Consider the following 19,840-nt stretch of genomic DNA (forward strand, 5'->3'; position numbering starts at 1 on the left):
CGTTATGCCGGCGCTGATGATTTATTTTACCACAAACGCCCATGTCGAGCCACAAGCCGCCTTACGGGCGTCTGCGGAGACGGGCAATGAAGAAGCCGTCGCTGCCAAAATGATGCGGGAGCAGCTGCGCTTGTCCGGCAAACGAGCTGTCAATAACACCTTTCGCGCGAAGAGGCTGAAGCGCCTCCTCCGGCCATTCCGGATCCAGCTGGAACTCGGGATGATCCTTCAGGAAAGCAGCTACCTGCTCTTCGTTCTCCGCGCTTTCGATCGTACATGTACTGTATACAAGAGTACCGCCCGGCTTGACAAGTCCCGCCGCGGCTTGAAGCAGCCTGCGCTGAATGGCCGCAATCTCGGCTACGTCGCCAGCTGTCTTCGTCCACTTGATTTCCGGCTTGCGGCGGATTACGCCAAAGCCCGAGCAAGGCGCATCAAGCAGTACCGCATCCATCGAGGCCGGAGCGAAGCGTTCGTCCAGCCTGCCGGCATCTTCCGTGATAGCTTCCACATTCTGAAGGCCAAGGCGTACCGCCTGGTCTACTACGAGCTGGCGTTTATGCGGATGAAGGTCATTGGCATAAACTTTGCCTTTGCCGCCCATGAGCTCCGCCATGTGGGTTGTTTTCCCGCCCGGCGCGGCGCAGCAGTCTAGCACCTGCATGCCGGCCTTCGGCGCAACAACCTCGGCGACCAGCATCGAGCTCTCATCCTGCATGGTCCAGAGACCTTCGCGGAAGCTTTCCGTATCGGCCAGATTGCCGCCGCGGCGCACAACGATGCCGGCAGGAGCCAGCTTGGACACCTCGGCATCGCTGCCTTGCTCTGTCAGCAGATTCAGCACTTCGTCTCTTGTCGCGCGCAGCGGATTGACCCGCACGCTGGCATGAGGCGGTTCGTTGCCTGAAGCACAGATCGCTTCGGCCGTTTCGGCGCCGTAAGCTTTGACCCAGCGTTCTACAAGCCACTCCGGATAAGAATGTCTTACGGCGATTTGCACCACCGGGTTCTTATCCTGAATCGAATCCACCGTCAGCTCTGCACGGTTCCGGTCAATGCTGCGAAGAATGCCGTTCACCATGCCTGAAATCCCCTGATGTCCTCTGCGCTTGGCAATGGTTACCGCTTCGTTCACCGCAGCATGGGCCGGAATACGGTCAAGGTAAAGTAATTGATAGGCGCTCATGCGCAATAGCTGATGAACCCAGGGCTCCAGCTTGCGCAGCCCCTTGGCCGCAAACTTGCCAAGCCAATGATCCAGCGTCAACTGGCGCTGAATCGTGCCGTATACAAGCTCGGTTACAAGAGCGGCGTCGGCACGCTGCAGCTGCGCATCCTGAAGAACACGGTTAAGCTGCAGGTTGCTGTAGGCGCCGGTTTCCGCTACCTTCACCAGCGTATCAAGAGCAAGCTCGCGCGGAGTGCGGACACGCGCCGGGCGTTGTTCCTTGCGCCCCTCCTGGCCCCGTCCGTGGCCTTGCCCTTGTCTGCCGGGCTTGCGTTTAGGCTTCCCGGCGGATGACGGATTCGGCTTGTGCTTTACATTTTCCCGTTCGCTCATGCTTCGCCACCGCCAAATACCGCATCGGAAGCAAGGCGCGCGCCCGGAAGCCAGTCCGCTACGGACATCACCCGTTTGCCTGCAGGCTGGATTTCCAGCAGTCGAAGTACGCCTTCACCGCTCTGTACGTCAATTCCGGAAGTGCTCGCGGCAACCACCGTGCCCGGCGCTGCGGAGCCTTTGCCCGGCTTCCCGCCTGGCTTCTCGCACGCCCACACCTTAAACACTTCGCCGTTCAGGTATGTAAAGGCACCAGCCATCGGCGACAGGCCGCGGACCTGATCATAGATGCTGCGAGCCGGCTTGCTCCAGTCAATCCGTTCATCCTCGCGCGTCAGGTTTGGCGCATACGTGGCCAATTCGTTATTCTGAGGCTCTGCCTCGAGCTCGCCCGCGATCAGAGCAGGAAGCGTACGGCCGAGAAGTTCGGCGCCAGCCGTGCTCAGCTTCTCAAACAAGGTACCCGATGTATCCTCATCGGTAATCGGCACCTCCACCCTGCTGATCATGTCTCCGGTATCGAGACCTTCCGCCATGTACATGATGGTCACGCCCGTAACGGACTCGCCGTTAATGATTGAACGCTGGATCGGAGCACCGCCGCGATAGCGCGGCAGCAGCGAGCCATGCACGTTAATGCAGCCCAGGCGAGGAATGTCGAGCAATGCCTTCGGCAGAATCTGACCGTAAGCAGCTGTTACGATCAAGTCCGGCTGAAGCTCGGCAATGGCAGCAACCGCCTCGGGGCTGCGCATCCGCTCCGGCTGCAGGACGGGCAGTCCAAATGCAAGAGCCGCTTCCTTCAGAGGAGGCGGCGTCAGCACGCGTTTACGGCCTTTCGGGCGGTCCGGCTGCGACACGGCAGCGACTACGTTGTAGCCCTGCTCGATCAAGAGCCGCAGAGAAGGAACGGCAAATTCCGGCGTTCCCATAAATACAATACGCATTCCTTACTCGCCGCCTTTTCTTTGTCTTGCCGTGATGTCATACACGTTTTGCGCGATGTCCGTGAACAGAATGCCGTTCAAATGGTCGATCTCGTGCTGGAACGCAACCGCGAGGAAGCCGCTTGCTTCAACGGTAAAATGATTGCCTTCTCCATCCTGGCCGTTCACTACGATACGCTCATAACGTTTGACATCGCCGTTCAGGTTCGGAATGCTCAAACAGCCCTCCGGACCAACCTGCTCGCCTTCTTTTTCCGCAATTACAGGGTTAACCATCGAGATCAGCCCCGTTTCGTCGCCGACATCGACAACGATGACGCGCTTTGAGATGCCGATCTGCGGAGCCGCAAGTCCAACGCCGTCAGCGTCATACATCGTTTCCGCCATATCTTTCATAAGCTTCTGCAGATTGGAGTTGAATTTCGTTACTTCCTTTGCCGTCTCGCGGAGCACCGGATCGGGTTCTTTCACAATAATACGAATGGCCATGGCCGTTACCTTCCTTTACAATCGTTATCTATTTTATAAAATGACTTGTGGGTCGACATCGATGCTAAACTGCACCAGCTTAGGCTGTGAGCCCTCCAGAAATGGTGCCATAGCCCCCTTAAGCAAAGCGGGTACGTCGATGTTTCCACGATATTTTATCACACATTGAAAACGGTAGCGATCTTTCATTCTAGAAATGGGCGATGCGACGGGCCCAAGAATATCCATCGCCCTCGGCAAACCGCCCTCAAGCGGCCCCAGAACTCCTTCATCGGACGCTAACCCGCGGAGACGTTCGGCAAACTGCTCGCTTACCGAAGACAGAAGCGGCAGCTGCTCGTGCGACATCGTCACCAGAACAAGCCGGCAATACGGCGGATAGCCCATCACGCTCCGGTGCTTCAGCTCCTCCCGCACGAACGCGGCATAATCATGCTGCTGGGCGGTTACGACGGCATAATGCTCGGGGGAATAGGTTTGTATAATGACCTCTCCCGGCAAATGATGGCGTCCGGCCCGCCCGGCTACCTGCGTCAGCAGCTGGAAGGTACGCTCCCCCGAGCGGAAGTCTGGCAGATTAAGAGACGTATCCGCCGCAATAACCCCAACAAGCGTAACGTAAGGGAAGTCCAGCCCCTTCGCTACCATCTGCGTGCCAAGCAGCACATCCGCTTTCCGGTCGCCGAACTGCTTCAGCAGCTTCTCGTGCGCATGCTTCTCGGAGGTCGTATCCACGTCCATCCGAATGACTCGGATTCCCGGGAACAGCTTCGCCAGCTCTTCCTCTACCCGCTGCGTACCCGTGCCGAAATAGCGGATATGCTCGCTGCTGCAGGACGGGCATTCCTTTGGAGCCAGCTCCGCATGACCGCAGTAATGGCAGCGCAGCGCCCGCGATTTCTGATGGTAGGTCAGCGAAATATCGCAATGCGGACAAGCTGCCGTATACCCGCAGGAGCGGCACATCACAAACGTCGAATAACCTCGCCGGTTGAGCAGCAGCACGGACTGCTCGCCGCGCTCCAGCCGCTCCGCAAGCGCGGCATGCAGACGCCGGCTGAACATCGACCGGTTGCCGTCCTGCAGCTCGGAGCGCATGTCGATCACCTGGACCGGCGGCAGCGGACGGCTGCCGACCCGCTCCGGCATCGGCAATAGCGCCGATTCCTTCCCTGGCGCCGGCGGGCGGCTGGCAGCGGCGAACGACTCCAGCGACGGGGTTGCTGAACCAAGCACCACCGCCGCGCCATGTTGCCGCGCCCGTCTTACGGCAACGTCCCGGGCATGGTATTTCGGGCTCTCTTCCTGCTTGTACGAGGATTCGTGTTCCTCGTCGATGATGATAAGACCGATCCGCTCGAACGGAGCAAAGATCGCCGAACGCGCGCCGATTGCCACCTGCACGCGGCGGCTTCGGATCTTGCGCCACTCGTCATAACGCTCACCGTTCGACAGCCGGCTGTGCAGCACGGCAACGGCATCGCCGAAGCGGCCTTTGAACCGCTCCACCATTTGCGGCGTGAGGGAAATTTCCGGAACAAGCACAATCGCCTGTTTGCCTAATTCTAAGCAATGCTGAATGGATTGCATATAGACCTCGGTTTTGCCGCTGCCCGTCACGCCGTGAAGCAGCAAAGCCTGCGGTTCGCCTCTGCTAACCGTGTCAGCGATTCGCTCATACACGTCCTGCTGGCCAGGCATAAGCGGCAGAGGCTCGGTCCGCTGGAAATTCCGCCCGGCGTATGGATCACGCTCCTGCTCGACCTCGTGGAGCCCGAGCAGGCCTTTATCCGCAAGCGCCCGGACGCTGGCAGGCGAGCCGCCGGCCTCCGCCAGCAGCGCTTGGAGCGGCATGGCCTCTCCCCGCTCCAGCATGAAGGCCAGAAGCTCGCGTTGCTTTGCCGATCTCGCCGGGAACGTCTCCAGCGCATCGCGCGCCGCAGCTTCGTCATCCGGCGGAAATACGGTCAGCACCTTGCGTATCGCCAGGCGGTCCCGAATCGAAGTCTGCTCCTGAAGCAGCCCTTCGCGAAGCGCTTCCTTGATCGCTGCCGAATGCTCCGGATACCGCTGCTGCAGCGTCTCCAGCTTAAGCTGCTTCTGCCTGCCGATCCACGCCAGCATCTCTTCCGGCAGCAGGGACGTCAGGCTGTATTCCTCTGCCAGGTATTCCGGGTCATCGTTTACGCTGACGTATCGCTCGGCTTTCCCTTTTAATGCAGCAGGAACCATCGCCTGAAGCGCCGTCGTCCAGGAGCAGCAATATTTGTCGCTCATCCATTTGGCCAGATCGATCAGATCCGGCAGCAAAGGCGGTACGGGATCGAGCAGTTCGGCCAAAGGCTTAAGCTTCATAGGATCAACGTCCGCCGTCTCCGCGAGCTCGATCACAAACCCCTGGAGCACCCTTGGTCCAAACGGAACGCCCACCCGGGAGCCTACCTCAATCCAGCTCTCCATCTCGGCAGGCACTTTATAATCAAACGGCCGGTCCGTCTGGCGGCTCGGCACGTCGACAATCACTTTGGCAATCATTCTGCGCCCCGACCTCCGTTACGGCCTTCTCCCTCCGATAACCGCTGCGCCGCAATGGTCATAATACGCTGCGCCGTCTCCCGTTTGGACAGCAGCGGCATGGCTTCGATCAACCCGCTCGGACCATACAGCTGTACGATATTCGTATCTCCGTTGAAGCCCGCTCCGTCGAGACTGACATCATTGCCGACGATAAAATCCGCGTTTTTGCGCTTCAGCTTATCCATCGCGTATTTCTCAAGCTGCTCCGTCTCCGCGGCAAACCCGATCAGAAGCTGATGCGTCTTCCGCTCGCCCAAGGTCTGCAGAATATCGGTTGTTTTCTCGAGCTCCAGCGTCAACGTCTCGCCGGACTTCTTGATCTTCTGGCCGTGCCTTGTCACCGGGCGATAGTCCGCAACCGCCGCCGACTTGACGACAATGTCGGATTCATCGAACCGCTCAAGCACCGCATCCAGCATTTGCTGGGCCGATTCCACTCGCACAACCTTAACGCCGGCCGGCGCATCAACGGATGTCCGCCCTGCTATAACCGTCACTTCCGCTCCCATAACCTTGGCAGCTTCCGCGATCGCAAAGCCCATTTTGCCCGACGAATCATTCGTTAAGTACCGGACCGGATCAAGCCGTTCCACGGTGCCCCCCGCCGTCACCAGCACGCGCTTGCCGGCAAGGGTGCCGTGCTCCTTCGCTTTAAGCAGCGAATGAACCGCAATCAGGATATCTTCCGGTTCGGCAAGCCGTCCTTTGGCGACGTATCCGCATGCAAGCTGACCGGTTCCCGGCTCCACGAACATCACTCCCCGCGATGCCAGCAGCTCCAGATTGCGCACGACGGCAGGATGCTCGTACATGTGTACGTTCATGGCCGGAGCTACCAGAATGGGGCTCGTTGCCGCGAGCAGCGTTGTGCTCAGCATATCGTCAGCCAGGCCGTTTGCCACTTTCCCGATAATATTCGCGGTTGCGGGCGCAATTACGACCAAATCGGCACGGTCCGCCAAATCAATATGGGTAACAACGGAAGGATCCTTCTCGTCAAATGTATCGATATGCACGTGATGGCGGGACAAGGTCTGCAGCGTCAGCGGCGTAATAAATTTGGTGGCGGACTCCGTCATGATAACGTGAACCTCGGCTCCTGCCTGCACCAGCTTGCTGCACAGCGCTGCGCCTTTATAGGCTGCAATGCCGCCGGAAATGCCTAGTAGAATCATTTTCCCTCTTAACATATTTTTTCCCCCGATACAATGCTGTTAATCTATGTATTGACCGTTTATGTGAAGCCCATTCGCACTTTTTCCTATCATACCATAGGTCATCCGAATTTGTAGCCTGATCGGTTCCCAGATGGAGGAATGGAAATCTTCTATTTAAATCCGTATACTAGAGAGTAGCTATTATTTTTTCTAATCCTAACAGAGGTGAGAGCAACTCCATGGACGAATTGAAACGAGCCTACGAAAAGATGGGGCTTCCTGAAAACGCTTCGAAAGAAGAGGTCGACAAGCGCTACACCACCTTGATGCGTCAAGCTCGGGCAAGACAAAGAGAAAACCCGAATGGAACAGACCAAGCTGATTTTGAAGAAGTAACACGCGCCTACCGGTATATCCTGGGCGAGGACGACCGGAAAGCCAGCGAAGCGTTTAACCAGCAGGAATACGGCAAGTACAAAAAAATGGCAGGCTCCGCCGAGAAAGTAGACCATTTCTGGCGCTACTACAAGTTCCACGTGCTTGGCGGCATCATCGCCCTCATTCTTGTTATTGTTGGGATTAACACCTATCTGGACCATCGCGCGGAGCAGGAGCGGCTGGCCAAGCTTCCGCCGGTAGACCTGTCTATTATGTACCTGGGCGAATATTACATGAGCGACAGCACGGGCAAGCAAACGACGGAAGCCGATATTGAAGAGGCGCTGCTCAAGCAGTTCCCGGAATTTAAGCGCTTCAAGGTCAACTTCACGTACGTGCCGCTTGATGCGAAGGATCAGATGGACATTGCCTCTCAGCAAAAAGCGATGGTTGTACTCGCGACGGAGCGCCCGGATATCTATATTACGGATACGGCCGCCTTCAACTGGGTGGGCCCGCAAGGCGCGTTTATGAATCTGGATTCGCAGGCTGACCTCACCAAGCTGCTTAAGCCGGATGACAGCTTTAAGCAGAAGACCGAAGAGGACCCGGCCGAGCACACGTATGGCGTCAAAATTTCCGGCAGCTCGATCATCGGGAATATCCCGCTTCAGGCCAAGGATAACTATATTGCCAGCATTCGCGAGGGTTCGAAAAACACCGATAAAGCCATTCAGTTTATCGAGAAATTCCTTACGACAAAACCATAAGTTACAAGCAAACAGCAGGCTCTTCATGAGCCTGCTGTTTGCTTGTTTGTCTGTATTTATATCTTGAGAAATTGATTCACAGCATGGATCCAATCGCCTTGTTCGTCCGCAAGCAGAGTTGTCCAACCGCGCGCCTCAGCTTCCCTGAAGTTCTTCGCCTGATCGTCAACAAACAGCACGGACGCTTTCCGTTCAAAATGCTGAAAATACTGCTCCACCCGCTCGTAGATTGGAGCCTCCGGTTTGCAGCAGCCGGCGGCGCTGGAGATGGTCACGCTCCGCAAGAAGGGGCGCAGAGGAGTAACGATGGATTCCAGCCATTCCTCCCGGTGGTTGCTAAGCAGATGAATATGGGCATGCTCGCTCCATTCCGGAATAAGGCTGGCTGCGGGCAAAGGAGTAATTTGAGCAAGCAGCGCTCTTCTTGCCTCCTCCTTATCGATAGCGGGAAAGCGAGTACAAATGTCATCCCAAAATTCATCCTCGGTGATCATGCCCGTCCAAAATCTCACGCGAATATCCTGTTTGAATTGAGCAAGCCTGTCCTGCGGAAGCTCATACCGCGACACAAGCTCCTTCCAAAACTGCGGCGAAAAATTTGCGGCGATAACACCTGCCGCATCAAGAACCAACTCCGGTTTTAGCTTCACGCATATAACTCCCCTTTCTCAGACATTAGTTTCCAGAATATTTCAATTTCAAGTTAGCCCTACCTAATCCCTGCCCGTTGCAAAAAAAACCGCATGCTCAGCCCGGCGCCAGAAACGCCAAGCCAAGCATACGGGCTCACTCGCACCGTTAACCAATCAGCAAAGCATAGACCACGCCGGGTCCATGAACGCCAATTGTCAGGTCATTCTCGATATCGGCTGAGCGGCTTGGCCCGGAGATGAAGTGAATCCCCGCCGGCAGCTGCTCGCGGCCTGCCGCATCAAAGTTCCGCAGCACCTCGCCAAGGCGGGTCTTCAGCCGCTCAAGCGGAATAAGCACAAACAATGCCGTCGGCAGCAGGCTTACCGAACGTCCTTTATCCTTCGAGGACAATACGGTCACGGAGCCGGTATAAGCGACTGCATAATCGGCAACGACTACGCCGAAGTCCGACTCCGCAGCTCTTGCCCGCCAATTCTCTTCCGCTTCGCCGTTCCATACGCGGACCTCCGCTCCCGATCCGGCAAGCGCTTCCTCCAGACCAAGCTCATTAAGCTCCGGCTGATTTTGCCGAATGACATATTTGGCACTCAGCACCTCCGCCTTCTCCGCAATAAACCGCTTGGCCGCCTCCATATCAAGCAGCCGCGCCACATGCCCGCCAGCTGCCTTGAAGTTGTCCTCGAACCGGTCTATCCGCTCCTCAAGCGGCCACTCGAAGGCCTCCCAGAAATCCGGCGCTCCGCGGAATGGATGCTCCGGCGCCGAGGTCATCCGGGGATGCCCCAGCTTCCCGGCAATGCCGTTCATGAACGCTTCCTGCTTGCGCTTCGACTCCTCGGCTAACTGCTCCAGCCACTCCTCATGTGAACCTGCCTGCTTAGCCATGTCCGCTGCCTCCCTTGCTGTCTCTATCCCGCACAATCGCTTCCATCCGGCTGCGTGCAGCGGGATCAAGCTCCTGCAGCCCATGGCGCAGCTCTTGTTCCAACGTGCCCCATTGGTCGCGGAATGATTTCTTCGGCAGGCTAGGCGTTACGCGGTAGGTATTCCAGCCTTTGAGAGGGCCAAGCTTCAGACGAATACCGCCGTCCCGTACAATCAGCTTCTGCCCCAGCTTGCCAAGCTTCACAATGCCGGCGTAACGCTTCGAATTCCCCATTACGGCCGCAAACCCCTTCATGCCAAGCGACTCCGCCGCATCCCCGTGACCCCGCTCCAGCTTGCGCCGGCGCAAATAGATCAGCATTTCATGCAGGGGTATTTTCACAGGGCAAGCTTCATAGCAGGCACCGCATAGACTGGATGCGTTCGCGATATCGTCCCACTCCGCTACATTTTTGTTCAGCGCGGGGGTTAGAACCGCTCCAATCGGACCGCTGTACGTGCCGCCATACGCATGCCCGCCGATGTGACGGTATACCGGACAAGCGTTCAGGCAAGCGCCGCAGCGTATACAGTTCAGGAGCTCCTGGAACTCCGGATCGCCAAGCTGCAGGGAACGTCCGTTATCGACAATAATGATATGCATCTCATCCGGACCGTCCGAATCCTCTTCCCGTCTAGGTCCGGTAATGCCGGACATATAGACGGTAAGCTTCTGCCCGGTTGCCGAACGCGGCAGAAGCGTTGCCATAACCTCGAGATCCGCCCAGGAAGGAATAATCCGCTCCATCCCCATCAGCGTAATCTGCGTCTTCGGAACCGTCGTGACCATCCGCGCGTTGCCTTCATTCTCGAATAAAACCATCGAGCCCGTCTCGGCGATCGCGAAATTGCAGCCCGTCATTCCGATATCCGCTTCGAGAAACTTCTCGCGGAGCTTCTTGCGTACGAATCCAGCCAGAACGGATGTATCCGGCGCCAGTGTCTCGCCCGCTTCTTGCGAGAGCAGATCCGCCACCTGGTAACGGTTCTTGTGAATGGCCGGGATAATAATATGGGACGGCGTCTCTCCGGCAAGCTGAATAATATACTCGCCAAGATCCGTCTCAATCGCCTCAACGCCGATGGACTCAAGCTCATGATTCAAATGCAGCTCTTCCGTCACCATCGACTTCGACTTTACGACCGACTTCGCTTGCTTCCGCTGCGCAATTTCCAGCGACAGCTTCACCGCTTCTGCCGACGTCTCGGCAAAATGCACATGTACGCCGTTTGCCCGCGCCTGATTTGCAAAAAGATTCAAATAATAGTCCAGATGAGCAATCGTATGAAGCCGGATCTGCCGTCCGCGCTCCCGCCAATCATCCCAATTGCCATGCTCGGCGGAAGCTTGTTTTTTCCCGTTGCGAAGCCGTTCCGTCGTGAACTTAACCGCCTTGCGCAGGAATTCATCGTTCAGCGCCAGATCGGCGCGTTCTTTCACCGTGGATGCTGCTCCAGCCGTACTCATGCCTACTTCACCCCTTCATACAGCAGCTCTGCCAAATGCATCACCTTAACGGGCTGATTGCGGTACCGCAGATTGCCTGCAATATTCATCAGACAAGCCAGATCAAGCCCGACAAGCACCTCTGCCTCCGTCTCCAGCACATGGTCCACCTTCTCGGTAACCATCGCCCCGGATATATCCGCCATCTTCACGGCAAAGGTACCGCCAAAGCCGCAGCAGTCCTCGGCAAACGGCAGCGGAATCAGCTCAAGACCCTGCACATGGCGCATAAGCTCCATCGGCTCTTCCTTAATCCCAAGCAGCCTGCTGCCGTGACAGGAAGGATGATACGTCACTTTATGAGGAAATACGGCGCCGATATCCTTGACGCCAAGCACTTGAACCAAAAACTGCGTAAATTCATAGGATTTGCGCTGAAGCTTCACCGCCCGCTCGTACATCAGCGATTCACCCTCGAACAGCTTGGGATAATGATGAATCATGCCCGTACAGGAGCCGGAAGGCGAAATAACGAAGTCGCTGTCCTCGAATGCGTCAAGAATCGTCTTGGCGCTCTCCCGTGCTTCCTTCCAATAACCGCTGTTGAAGGCGGGCTGGCCGCAGCAGGTCTGAACCGTTGGAAAATGAAGCTGAATACCGTATTTGGCCAGAAGTCTGACCATGGCCTCCCCAACGCGGGGATATATCGTGTCGCTAAGACAGGTGATAAATAATGATACCTTCACCTCGTCACCTCACAAACGTGTCAATTGGTTAAACCATCGTAACCGGTATTGAACGCTCCGATAATTGCGAAGCAGCTTCCTGGGAAAGCCGGCGGTCCGTGATGATGGCATCAACCTCGGCCAGATCGCCTACATGGGTAAATGCCTGAACGCCAAACTTGCTGGAATCCGCAAGCAGAATAACCTGCTCCGCAATACCGAGCATCTTATGTTTAATTCGTGCCTGAAGCTCATTGGATTCACTGATGCCGCGCTCCAAATGCACGCCTTTGCAGGATAGAAACAGCTTGTTTACATGATAGGTTTCGAGTGACCGTTCCGCGAGCGGTCCTACATAAGACAAAGAACGCGAAGCCAGAATACCGCCGGTCGAGATCACTTCGATCTTCTCCTTGTTGCTGAGCGCGATAGCGACCTTGATCGAATTGGTCAAAACAGTGAGCGGAATATCCGGCAGGATCGATGCCATGTACCAGGCAGTTGAACTGGCGTCCAGCAATATCCGGTCATTTGGCTTAATGAGCTTGACCGCTTCTTCGGCAATGCGTCTCTTCTCATCCGCATGCATAATTTCCCGCTCCGCCACCGGCGTTTCCGGCTGCGCATCCTTCACGCTTACTGCGCCGCCATGAGAGCGGCGAAGCCGTCCGGCTTGCTCCAGACGGTCTAGATCCCGGCGAATCGTCTCCTCCGTAACCTGACAAAGCTCACTGAGCTCCGACACACGAATGCTGCCCCGCTCATTCACCAATCGAACTATCGTTTCATACCGTTCCGCAACCAGCATAGCCTACCTCTTTCTCATTCTTCTCGTTTTTCCATTGCCTATCGATATTTTAAGGCCAAGCTATTTATTATACAACGAAGGATCGCAGGCTCTATGACCAAAAGGAAGTTCGGACGGGTGATTTAGCAGGAATCCCATAACTTGCGAGTCATTTTGATTTCCCTCCGAATTAGATTTGTTTTTGTTTGTTTATATGTTAACATGTTTGTTTATTTTTGAAAACAACTATTTCAAACAAAAACGGACATGATCATAGAAGGCTTGGACAAAAAAAATAGGACGGAGCTTATCGCTCCATCCTATCCTTCATTATACTTATTAGTCTTGTTTTTCTGACGATTGTTCAACTTGTACGATGTCGTGGAAGATCTCTTCCAGTGCAACACCAACAAATTTGCGGGATTTCGGGTTGCGAAGCTCGGATTTCTCACCGTTGCGCAGCATGCGCGCACGTCTGGAAGCCGCTACAACGAGCGAATATTTGCTATCAACTTTCTTTACCATTTCATCAATCGATGGATACAACATTATTCTTCACCTCTCGCTCAGACTTTCTCGGTAGCAGCCGGCAATTCTGCCAAATGATTATAATACCGGTCTCTGCGGCAATGCTCAGCTACAATAATACTTTGAATACGATGACACGCGGCATCAATCTCATCATTAACAACCGCATAATCATAATGACGGATCAGGCTCATTTCTTCAACTGCTACCGTCATCCGGTTATTGATCGTATCCTGGGTTTCCGTTCCTCTGCCCGTAATACGGGATTTCAGCTCATCAAGCGAAGGCGGCAGCAGGAAGACAAACACGCCTTCCGGGAACTTCTCCTTCACCTTCAAAGCGCCCTGTACTTCAATTTCCAGAATAACGTCCTTGCCGCTCGCGAGCGTACTCTCAACGAAATCACGCGGAGTACCGTAGCAATTGCCGACATACTCGGCATGCTCCAGAAGCGCATCGTTAGCGATCATCTCCTGGAATTGCTCTCTAGTCTTGAAGAAATAATTAATGCCATCGATCTCGCCTTGTCTAGGCTTCCGCGTCGTAGCCGATACGGAATAGACAAGTTCAGCCACTTTTTGGCGCAGGACGGAACACACGGTTCCTTTTCCAACGCCTGAAGGTCCGGACAATACAATCAACAATCCCTTATCCATATTACTCCCCGTACTATTCGTCGTTATCGTCATCCTTGGTCGACAATCGATGCGCAACCGTTTCAGGCTGCACGGCCGACAAGATGACATGGTCGCTGTCCGTAATGATGACAGCACGCGTGCGTCTTCCGTAAGTCGCGTCAATCAGCATATGTCTGTCACGTGCTTCTTGAATAATCCGTTTAATTGGTGCCGACTCCGGACTAACAATTGAAATAATGCGATTGGCTGAAACAATATTGCCGAAGCCGATATTAATAAGTTTAATAGCCAAGTCAGGTTCCCCCTCCGGTCTTCCTCGTGCAACTCCCGTATAAAACAAATCTATTTATAAAAATATTGGACCCTGATGTGTTGCTCGGCCTGCCAAATAACGACAGAACCATTGCACTATTGTTGACGAAAAAAGTCCGGAGCATACGTTCCACGCCGCGCCTTCACGCCTGTTGCCGCTTCTGCCGGGCAATGCCTGTCCCGGGAAAGTTGCAGCCAGTCAAACAGGCAGCCCGATCCATTGTTATATATTTTAATGGATTTTGGAGAAACGAACAAGAGAAAATGCGAAATCAGAAGATTCAGCGTCTTTGCACCCCGGTTTTCGTCCATACATAGCGGGTCAATTCAACCGCCATTTCATAGAACATAAACGGCGTCATGAAGTATATGCCGTTGAAATGCCGAAGGGCCGCATCAAGCAGCTCCTGGGAAATCCGAACGCCTTCTGCCCGTCCCGCCGCGCCTTCCAGGCCCGCCATCCGCTTCCGTACTTCATCGGATAACTGGATACCCGGCACCTCGTTATGCAGGTACTCCGCATTGCGCCCGCTCGCAAGCGGCATAATGCCGATAAATACAGGAACAGACAAATGCTTGGTTGCTTCCGCGATCTTCTCGATCAGGACCGGATCATAGACCGGCTGGGTCATAATATAGTCCGCGCCGGAGGCGATTTTCTTCTCCAGCCGCTGTACGGCCTTGTCCAGATGCTTGACGTTTGGATTAAAAGCCGCGCCAACGACGAAATTCGCCTTCTGCTTCAGCGGCTTGCCCGAAAAGGCAATTCCTTCGTTTAATTGCTTGGTCATCCGGATCATCTCAAACGAAGTCAGATCATAAACCGAACTGGAATCCGGCAAATCCCCAAATCGAGCCGGATCTCCGGTAACCGCCAGCACATGGTCGATGCCAAGCGCATCAAGCCCCATCAGATGCGACTGCGTGCCGATCAGGTTACGGTCGCGGCAGGCAATATGAACAAGCGGCCGAAGCCCGACCTTCTCCTTCACAAGCGCAGCAAGCGCCAGATTGCTCATTCGGGTCACCGCAAGCGAGTTGTCCGCCATCGTAATCGCGTCCGCACCGCATGCCTTGATCGCAGCGGCACCGGCCATAAACTTCGTAATATCCAAATCACGCGGAGGATCCAGCTCAACGATGACGGTATGCCTTACTTTTACGGTATCGACAAGCGTTGGTTCCGAAATGCTTGGCGTGTCCGCGCGTTCTTCCGAAGCGTCCTTCACTACTTCGGTCGGCTCAGCGATGTCGATAACCTCAGCCTCCGGAGCTTCGGCGATTGCTGCGGCTGCGGTACCGCTTTGCGGCGCATAGCCGTTCAACGCCTTGGCCATTGCCGCAATATGCTCGGGCGTCGTTCCGCAGCATCCGCCGATGATACGGGCACCCCGGTCCGCAAAGCGCAGCGCCGTCTCGGCAAAATACTCCGGTCCGGCCGTATAAGTGTATTTCCCGTCTACATAATCCGGAATACCCGCGTTCGGAAAAATCGAAAGCGGCAGCTCAACCGGTCCGCCGATCGCGTCTACCGCCCTCATAATGCCGTTTGGACCGCTTCGGCAGTTAAAGCCAACAACGTCCGCTCCTTCGTCCTTCAGCAAGGAGAAGGCATCCAGCAAGCCGGTACCGTCCTGCGTGCGGCCGACATCTTCGACGGCAAACTGGCAAATAACAGGCACCTGGGACAATTTCCGAACGAGTCCCAAGGCCAGGCGCATTTCGTCAAAATCATAAAACGTTTCAAACAGAATTCCGTCCACGTCTTCGGCAAGAAGAGCTTCAAGCTGGCGCTCAAACGCATCGGAGACTTCGGAGGTCCGCACATCCTTCAGCTTGCCCGCACGGATCGAACCAACAGCGCCAACAACATAGGCATCGGCTCCTGCCGCGGCCTTCGCGATGCGTACGCCGGCGCGGTTAATCGCTTCCATATCCGGCTCCAGACCGTATTTGGACAGCTTAACCAAGTTAGCGGAGAACGTGTTGGTCTCGATGACGCGGGCTCCTGCCTCATAATAACGGCGGTGGACGCTCTCAATGACATCGGGACGCGTCATATTCAATTCTTCGTAAGAAACGCCGACAGGGAACCCCATCTGATACAGATAGGTTCCCATCGCGCCGTCCCCGGTCAAGATACGCTGCTTAAGCTTCGTTCTTAAATCGGGCTTCATATTCATTTCTCCCTATTACCATTCGCCGCGGAATACCTCGGCTGCAGGTCCAGTCATATAAACATGATTATCCGCTTCGTTCCATTCAATCTTCAGGTCGCCGCCTTTAAGCGATACAACCGCGGTGCGGTCCGTCAATCCGTTCAGGACGGAAGATACGACCGTTGCGCAAGCGCCGGTGCCGCATGCAAGCGTAGGGCCGGCGCCGCGTTCCCAAACGCGCATTTCCGTATGTTCACGGGATTTCACGGTTACGAACTCAACGTTAATTTTGCGAGGGAACATCGGATGAGTCTCCAGCTTAGGTCCCCATGTTGCAAGATCAAAGTTAGCGGCATCGTCAACGTAGATAACGCAGTGCGGGTTGCCCATCGATACCGCCGTGAAGCGGAATTCGCGGCCGTCCACTTCGATTGGATGCTCGATTACGCGCTCTGCATCAACCGTTGTAGGAACCTGCAAACCGTTTAGAATCGGCTCGCCCATGTCGACGCGGACTTGCTGCACTTTGCCGTCCGTAACATTCAGCTGTACGGTTTGCGCGCCTGCGCCAAGCGTTTCGATCTTGATCTCTTCTTTATTAGTAAGGCCGTTATCGTATACGTATTTCGCCACGCAGCGGATGGCATTGCCGCATTGCTCAGCCTCCGAGCCGTCGGAGTTGATGATGCGCATGCGGAAATCCGCCACTTCCGACGGAAGGATGTAGACCAGTCCGTCAGCGCCGATTCCGAAGAACCGGTTGCACAGGTTAACAGCCAGTTCCGCAACGTTGCCAGGCAGCTGCTGCTCGCCTGCTACGACGATAAAATCATTTCCCAAGCCATGCATTTTTGTAAATTTCATTATAGGGTTCCCCTTTGCTGCAGCTATTAGATAAATAAGCTATCATTTTTTCTTAGCATACCGCAAAGCAAAGGGAAACGCTATTCATAATTCCGATCATGATTTGCACTTTTTGCGTCATTTCGTCGCTTAAAATCAGACATTTTTAAACGCCATTTTGGCCGGCTTGTTTTTTGGCTTGCTTGTGCCAAGCACGCTGCCGATGCCCATCAGGAAGGTCGGAATGCCTGCCGCCACGAACACCAGGCACCATTCGCGGAAGTTCAGCGGCACGGTCTTGAAGATTGGCTGAAGCATCGGAATGTAGAGAACGCCGATCATCAGAATCAAGGACGACAGCACGGCGAGCACCAGGTAACGGTTCTGCAGGATATTGCGGTGGAAGATGGAGCGCGAGCTGCGGCAGTCGAAGACGTGAATGAGCTGAGCCATGACGAGTGTGGCAAAAGCGACCGTTTGCGCTTTGGTCAGCTGCTCTGCCGCTGTGCCCGGAGCAAGCTTCAAGGTAATCCAGAAGGCGCCTAGCGTACATACGCCGATGAGTACGCCGCGGCTGATGATTTTCCAGCCAAGCCTTCTGGCAAAGACGCTTTCCTTAGCCGAGCGCGGCTTCTGCTGCATCAGGTCCTTCTCGGCCTGGTCGACGCCAAGCGCCATGGCCGGCAGACCGTCCGTTACGAGGTTAACCCACAGAATCTGAATGGGCACAAGCGGAAGCGGCAGTCCCGCCATCATCGCCAGGAACATCGTCAGAATTTCGCCGACATTGGATGCAAGCAGATAACGGATGAACTTGCGGATATTCTCGTAAATGCTCCTGCCTTCCTCGATAGCAGACACGATCGTTGCGAAGTTGTCATCGCTAAGAACTAGCGCCGAAGCTTCCTTGGATACATCCGTACCGGTTATCCCCATCGCAATGCCGATGTCAGCCGCCTTGATGGCAGGAGCGTCGTTCACGCCGTCGCCGGTCATGGCAACGACATGCCCTTGCCTTTGAAGAGATTTGACAATCCGGAGCTTATGCTCCGGGGATACGCGGGCATATACGTAAATGTTATCCACATGGCGGTCGAGCTGTTCGTCCGTCATGTTCTCCAGCTGGCGGCCGCTCATCGCAACGCCGCCGCGGGGCATAATGCCAAGCTGGCCCGCAATGGCTTCAGCCGTCAGCTGATGGTCACCCGTAATCATGACCGTCTTGATGCCGGCGCGGCGACAGGTCGCAATCGCTTCACGCACCTCGCGGCGCGGCGGATCGATCATGCCGGTCAAACCAACAAATACAAGGTGGCATTCCACGTCACTTTCCGTCTCAGTTGCTTCGCCGCTGCGGATATCCCGGTAAGCGAGGCCAAGTACGCGCAAGGCGGACTGTGCCATGTCTTCTGCGGCATCGGCGCATTTTTTCTTCAAAGTCGCGGTGAACGGTACGACTTTGCCGTCCCACAACACATAGCTGCAATGGTCCATTAATACGTCAGAAGCCCCTTTTGTATAAACAACCCGGCCGCCTTGATGGGACACAAGAACGCTCATCCGCTTTCGTTCGGAATCAAACGGGTATTCTTTTTCCCTCTTATATAAGCCCTCCAGCGATTTGGCGGACATTCCAAGCTTAGCGGACAGAACCGTAAGCGCGCCTTCCGTCGGATCGCCCTTAAGCACCCATTCCTCCTGCACTTCTTTGCTCTTCCGTTTCTTCGAATCCTGCTGCTCGGCCTGGGTGACAATCGCGTTATTGCAAAGCGCCGAAATCTGCAGAAGCCGTTTCATCGAAATATCATGCTTGATATCGACCATTGCGCCGTCTTCGAAAGCCGCTCCCGTTGGCTCGTAGCCTTCTCCTGTGACTTGAAGATGGCGGCCGCCAAGCCAGATATTGGTGACCGTCATTTTATTTTGGGTAAGTGTCCCGGTTTTGTCCGAGCAAATGACGGAGGCGCAGCCCAGCGTTTCAACGGAAGGCAGCTTGCGGACAATCGCCTTTCGCTTGATCATCCGCTGTACGCCAAGAGCCAGTGCAATCGTAACGATAGCCGGAAGCCCTTCCGGAATGGCAGCGACCGCAAGGCTGACCCCTGCCAGGAACATGCCGTAGGCAGGCTGTCCGTGCAGAATGCCGGCAATAACGACCATGATGGTGAGACCGATCGCAACCGCAATCAATATTTTGCCAAGCTGCTCCAGTCTGTGCTGAAGCGGCGTTTCCATCGATTCTGTTTGTTGAATGAGGCCGGCGATTTTCCCCATTTCCGTTTCCATGCCTGTCCGCACGACAACGCCTTTTGCGGTGCCGCGTGTAAGCATTGTGCCCATAAAGCCCAAGTTGCGCTGATCGCCGAGCGGCAGTTCGGCTTCGTGGATGGCAGCGGCATGCTTGCCAACCGGCACGGACTCCCCTGTAAGGGCAGATTCTTCGGCATAACAGCTGTTCGCTTCAAGCAGCCGGACATCGGCAGGAATGCGGTCCCCGCTCTCCAGCAGCACTATATCCCCTTTAACAAGCTCTTTGGCCGCGATGATCAGCTGTTCGCCGCCGCGAATTACCTTCGCCGTTGGCGCCGACAGCTCCTTGAGAGCATTAAGCGACTTCTCCGCGCGGAACTCCTGAATGAAGCCCAGGACAGCATTAAGCACGATAATGGCTACAATCGTAACGGCATCCAAATATTCGCCCAAGAGCCCCGATATGAGAGTTGCGCCCATAAGCACAAGCACCATGAAATCCTTGAATTGATTCAGCAGCAGCATGACCGGAGAGATCCTCTCGCCCTCAGCCAGCTCATTCCGCCCGTTCTTCGACAGCCTGTCTTCTGCTTCCGATGCAGACAGCCCTTGCGCAAGTGAGCTGCCCAGCGTATTCGCCAGATCGCCCGCTTCCATTTGGTGCCATTTCATTTGTTCCATTGTACGACTCCCT

General features: G+C 55.3%; 17 protein-coding genes. 1 reads left to right on the forward strand and 16 read right to left on the reverse strand.

Translation table 11 applies throughout. The features are described 5' to 3' along the window. Positions 1-61: 61 nt before the first annotated feature. Genes rsmB through coaBC form a run of 5 tightly spaced genes read right to left on the reverse strand, consistent with a single transcriptional unit; the run spans position 62 to position 6,764 of the window. Positions 62-1,561 (reverse strand): 16S rRNA (cytosine(967)-C(5))-methyltransferase RsmB, encoded by a 1,500-nt coding sequence (gene rsmB / locus M3194_RS02860; RefSeq protein ID WP_251651506.1) that lies wholly within the window; start codon positions 1,559-1,561, stop codon positions 62-64. Further along, entirely contained in the window at positions 1,558-2,508 is a 951-nt protein-coding gene (gene fmt, locus M3194_RS02865) for a methionyl-tRNA formyltransferase (RefSeq protein WP_251651507.1), read from the reverse strand. The genes rsmB and fmt overlap by 4 nt, the downstream gene beginning before the upstream one ends. A 3-nt stretch (positions 2,509-2,511) precedes the next feature. Next, positions 2,512-2,997: a peptide deformylase gene (gene def / locus M3194_RS02870; protein WP_251651508.1), complete on the reverse strand. Its 486-nt coding sequence runs from the start codon at positions 2,995-2,997 to the stop codon at positions 2,512-2,514. A 33-nt stretch (positions 2,998-3,030) separates the two neighbouring features. Continuing rightward, on the reverse strand, positions 3,031-5,532 hold the full coding sequence (gene priA / locus M3194_RS02875; protein ID WP_251651509.1) for a primosomal protein N': 2,502 nt from the start codon (positions 5,530-5,532) through the stop codon (positions 3,031-3,033). Continuing rightward, complete coding sequence (coaBC, locus tag M3194_RS02880; RefSeq protein WP_251651510.1) at positions 5,529-6,764, reverse strand: bifunctional phosphopantothenoylcysteine decarboxylase/phosphopantothenate--cysteine ligase CoaBC; 1,236 nt, start codon at positions 6,762-6,764, stop codon at positions 5,529-5,531. Before coaBC ends, priA begins: the two co-directional genes overlap by 4 nt. 206 nt (positions 6,765-6,970) lie before the next feature. On the opposite strand from coaBC, the gene M3194_RS02885 reads away from it, so the two are divergent. Next, positions 6,971-7,879 (forward strand): J domain-containing protein, encoded by a 909-nt coding sequence (locus tag M3194_RS02885; RefSeq protein ID WP_251651511.1) that lies wholly within the window; start codon positions 6,971-6,973, stop codon positions 7,877-7,879. A gap of 56 nt (positions 7,880-7,935) precedes the next feature. Here M3194_RS02885 and M3194_RS02890 read toward each other — a convergent pair whose 3' ends face one another. The 11 genes from M3194_RS02890 to M3194_RS02940 form a co-directional block, all read right to left on the reverse strand. Continuing rightward, entirely contained in the window at positions 7,936-8,529 is a 594-nt protein-coding gene (locus M3194_RS02890) for an HAD family hydrolase (protein ID WP_251651512.1), read from the reverse strand. A 148-nt stretch (positions 8,530-8,677) separates the two neighbouring features. Then, the gene (locus M3194_RS02895) at positions 8,678-9,418 is read right to left on the reverse strand and encodes a LutC/YkgG family protein (protein ID WP_251651513.1); all 741 of its coding nucleotides are present in this window, start codon (positions 9,416-9,418) and stop codon (positions 8,678-8,680) included. Next, positions 9,411-10,925, reverse strand: a complete 1,515-nt coding sequence (locus tag M3194_RS02900; protein ID WP_251651514.1) for a LutB/LldF family L-lactate oxidation iron-sulfur protein — start codon at positions 10,923-10,925, stop codon at positions 9,411-9,413. The genes M3194_RS02895 and M3194_RS02900 overlap by 8 nt, the downstream gene beginning before the upstream one ends. A gap of 2 nt (positions 10,926-10,927) precedes the next feature. Then, the gene (locus tag M3194_RS02905) at positions 10,928-11,650 is read right to left on the reverse strand and encodes a (Fe-S)-binding protein (RefSeq protein WP_251651515.1); all 723 of its coding nucleotides are present in this window, start codon (positions 11,648-11,650) and stop codon (positions 10,928-10,930) included. Positions 11,651-11,678: 28 nt separating this feature from the next. After that, on the reverse strand, positions 11,679-12,437 hold the full coding sequence (locus M3194_RS02910) for a DeoR/GlpR family DNA-binding transcription regulator (RefSeq protein WP_251651516.1): 759 nt from the start codon (positions 12,435-12,437) through the stop codon (positions 11,679-11,681). 318 nt (positions 12,438-12,755) lie between these two features. Next, positions 12,756-12,965, reverse strand: a complete 210-nt coding sequence (gene rpoZ / locus M3194_RS02915) for a DNA-directed RNA polymerase subunit omega (RefSeq protein ID WP_251651517.1) — start codon at positions 12,963-12,965, stop codon at positions 12,756-12,758. Positions 12,966-12,982: 17 nt separating this feature from the next. Continuing rightward, positions 12,983-13,600 (reverse strand): guanylate kinase, encoded by a 618-nt coding sequence (gmk, locus tag M3194_RS02920; protein WP_251651518.1) that lies wholly within the window; start codon positions 13,598-13,600, stop codon positions 12,983-12,985. A 13-nt stretch (positions 13,601-13,613) separates the two neighbouring features. Next, positions 13,614-13,874 (reverse strand): extracellular matrix/biofilm regulator RemA, encoded by a 261-nt coding sequence (gene remA / locus M3194_RS02925; protein WP_005548256.1) that lies wholly within the window; start codon positions 13,872-13,874, stop codon positions 13,614-13,616. Between the two features lie 301 nt (positions 13,875-14,175). Beyond that, positions 14,176-16,071: a bifunctional homocysteine S-methyltransferase/methylenetetrahydrofolate reductase gene (locus M3194_RS02930; protein WP_251651519.1), complete on the reverse strand. Its 1,896-nt coding sequence runs from the start codon at positions 16,069-16,071 to the stop codon at positions 14,176-14,178. Between the two features lie 15 nt (positions 16,072-16,086). Continuing rightward, on the reverse strand, positions 16,087-16,917 hold the full coding sequence (gene dapF, locus M3194_RS02935) for a diaminopimelate epimerase (protein ID WP_251651520.1): 831 nt from the start codon (positions 16,915-16,917) through the stop codon (positions 16,087-16,089). A gap of 135 nt (positions 16,918-17,052) precedes the next feature. Further along, positions 17,053-19,827 carry a calcium-translocating P-type ATPase, SERCA-type gene (locus M3194_RS02940; RefSeq protein ID WP_251651521.1) on the reverse strand — a complete coding sequence of 925 codons (2,775 nt, stop codon included), beginning with the start codon at positions 19,825-19,827 and terminating at the stop codon, positions 17,053-17,055. Between the last annotated feature and the right edge of the window lie 13 nt (positions 19,828-19,840).

Source organism: Paenibacillus glycanilyticus (genome assembly GCF_023715145.1).
GTDB lineage: Bacteria > Bacillota > Bacilli > Paenibacillales > Paenibacillaceae > Pristimantibacillus > Pristimantibacillus glycanilyticus_A.

Coding starts and splice junctions, on each gene's coding strand:
- fmt (WP_251651507.1), bottom strand. CDS start 2,508: ATGCGTATTGTATTTATGGGAACGCCGGAATTTGCCGTTCCTTCTCTG.
- priA (WP_251651509.1), bottom strand. CDS start 5,532: ATGATTGCCAAAGTGATTGTCGACGTGCCGAGCCGCCAGACGGACCGG.
- M3194_RS02900 (WP_251651514.1), bottom strand. CDS start 10,925: ATGAGTACGGCTGGAGCAGCATCCACGGTGAAAGAACGCGCCGATCTG.
- rsmB (WP_251651506.1), bottom strand. CDS start 1,561: ATGAGCGAACGGGAAAATGTAAAGCACAAGCCGAATCCGTCATCCGCC.
- dapF (WP_251651520.1), bottom strand. CDS start 16,917: ATGAAATTTACAAAAATGCATGGCTTGGGAAATGATTTTATCGTCGTA.
- M3194_RS02940 (WP_251651521.1), bottom strand. CDS start 19,827: ATGGAACAAATGAAATGGCACCAAATGGAAGCGGGCGATCTGGCGAAT.
- M3194_RS02885 (WP_251651511.1), top strand. CDS start 6,971: ATGGACGAATTGAAACGAGCCTACGAAAAGATGGGGCTTCCTGAAAAC.
- M3194_RS02895 (WP_251651513.1), bottom strand. CDS start 9,418: ATGGCTAAGCAGGCAGGTTCACATGAGGAGTGGCTGGAGCAGTTAGCC.
- rpoZ (WP_251651517.1), bottom strand. CDS start 12,965: ATGTTGTATCCATCGATTGATGAAATGGTAAAGAAAGTTGATAGCAAA.
- M3194_RS02930 (WP_251651519.1), bottom strand. CDS start 16,071: ATGAAGCCCGATTTAAGAACGAAGCTTAAGCAGCGTATCTTGACCGGG.
- coaBC (WP_251651510.1), bottom strand. CDS start 6,764: ATGTTAAGAGGGAAAATGATTCTACTAGGCATTTCCGGCGGCATTGCA.
- gmk (WP_251651518.1), bottom strand. CDS start 13,600: ATGGATAAGGGATTGTTGATTGTATTGTCCGGACCTTCAGGCGTTGGA.
- M3194_RS02910 (WP_251651516.1), bottom strand. CDS start 12,437: ATGCTGGTTGCGGAACGGTATGAAACGATAGTTCGATTGGTGAATGAG.
- def (WP_251651508.1), bottom strand. CDS start 2,997: ATGGCCATTCGTATTATTGTGAAAGAACCCGATCCGGTGCTCCGCGAG.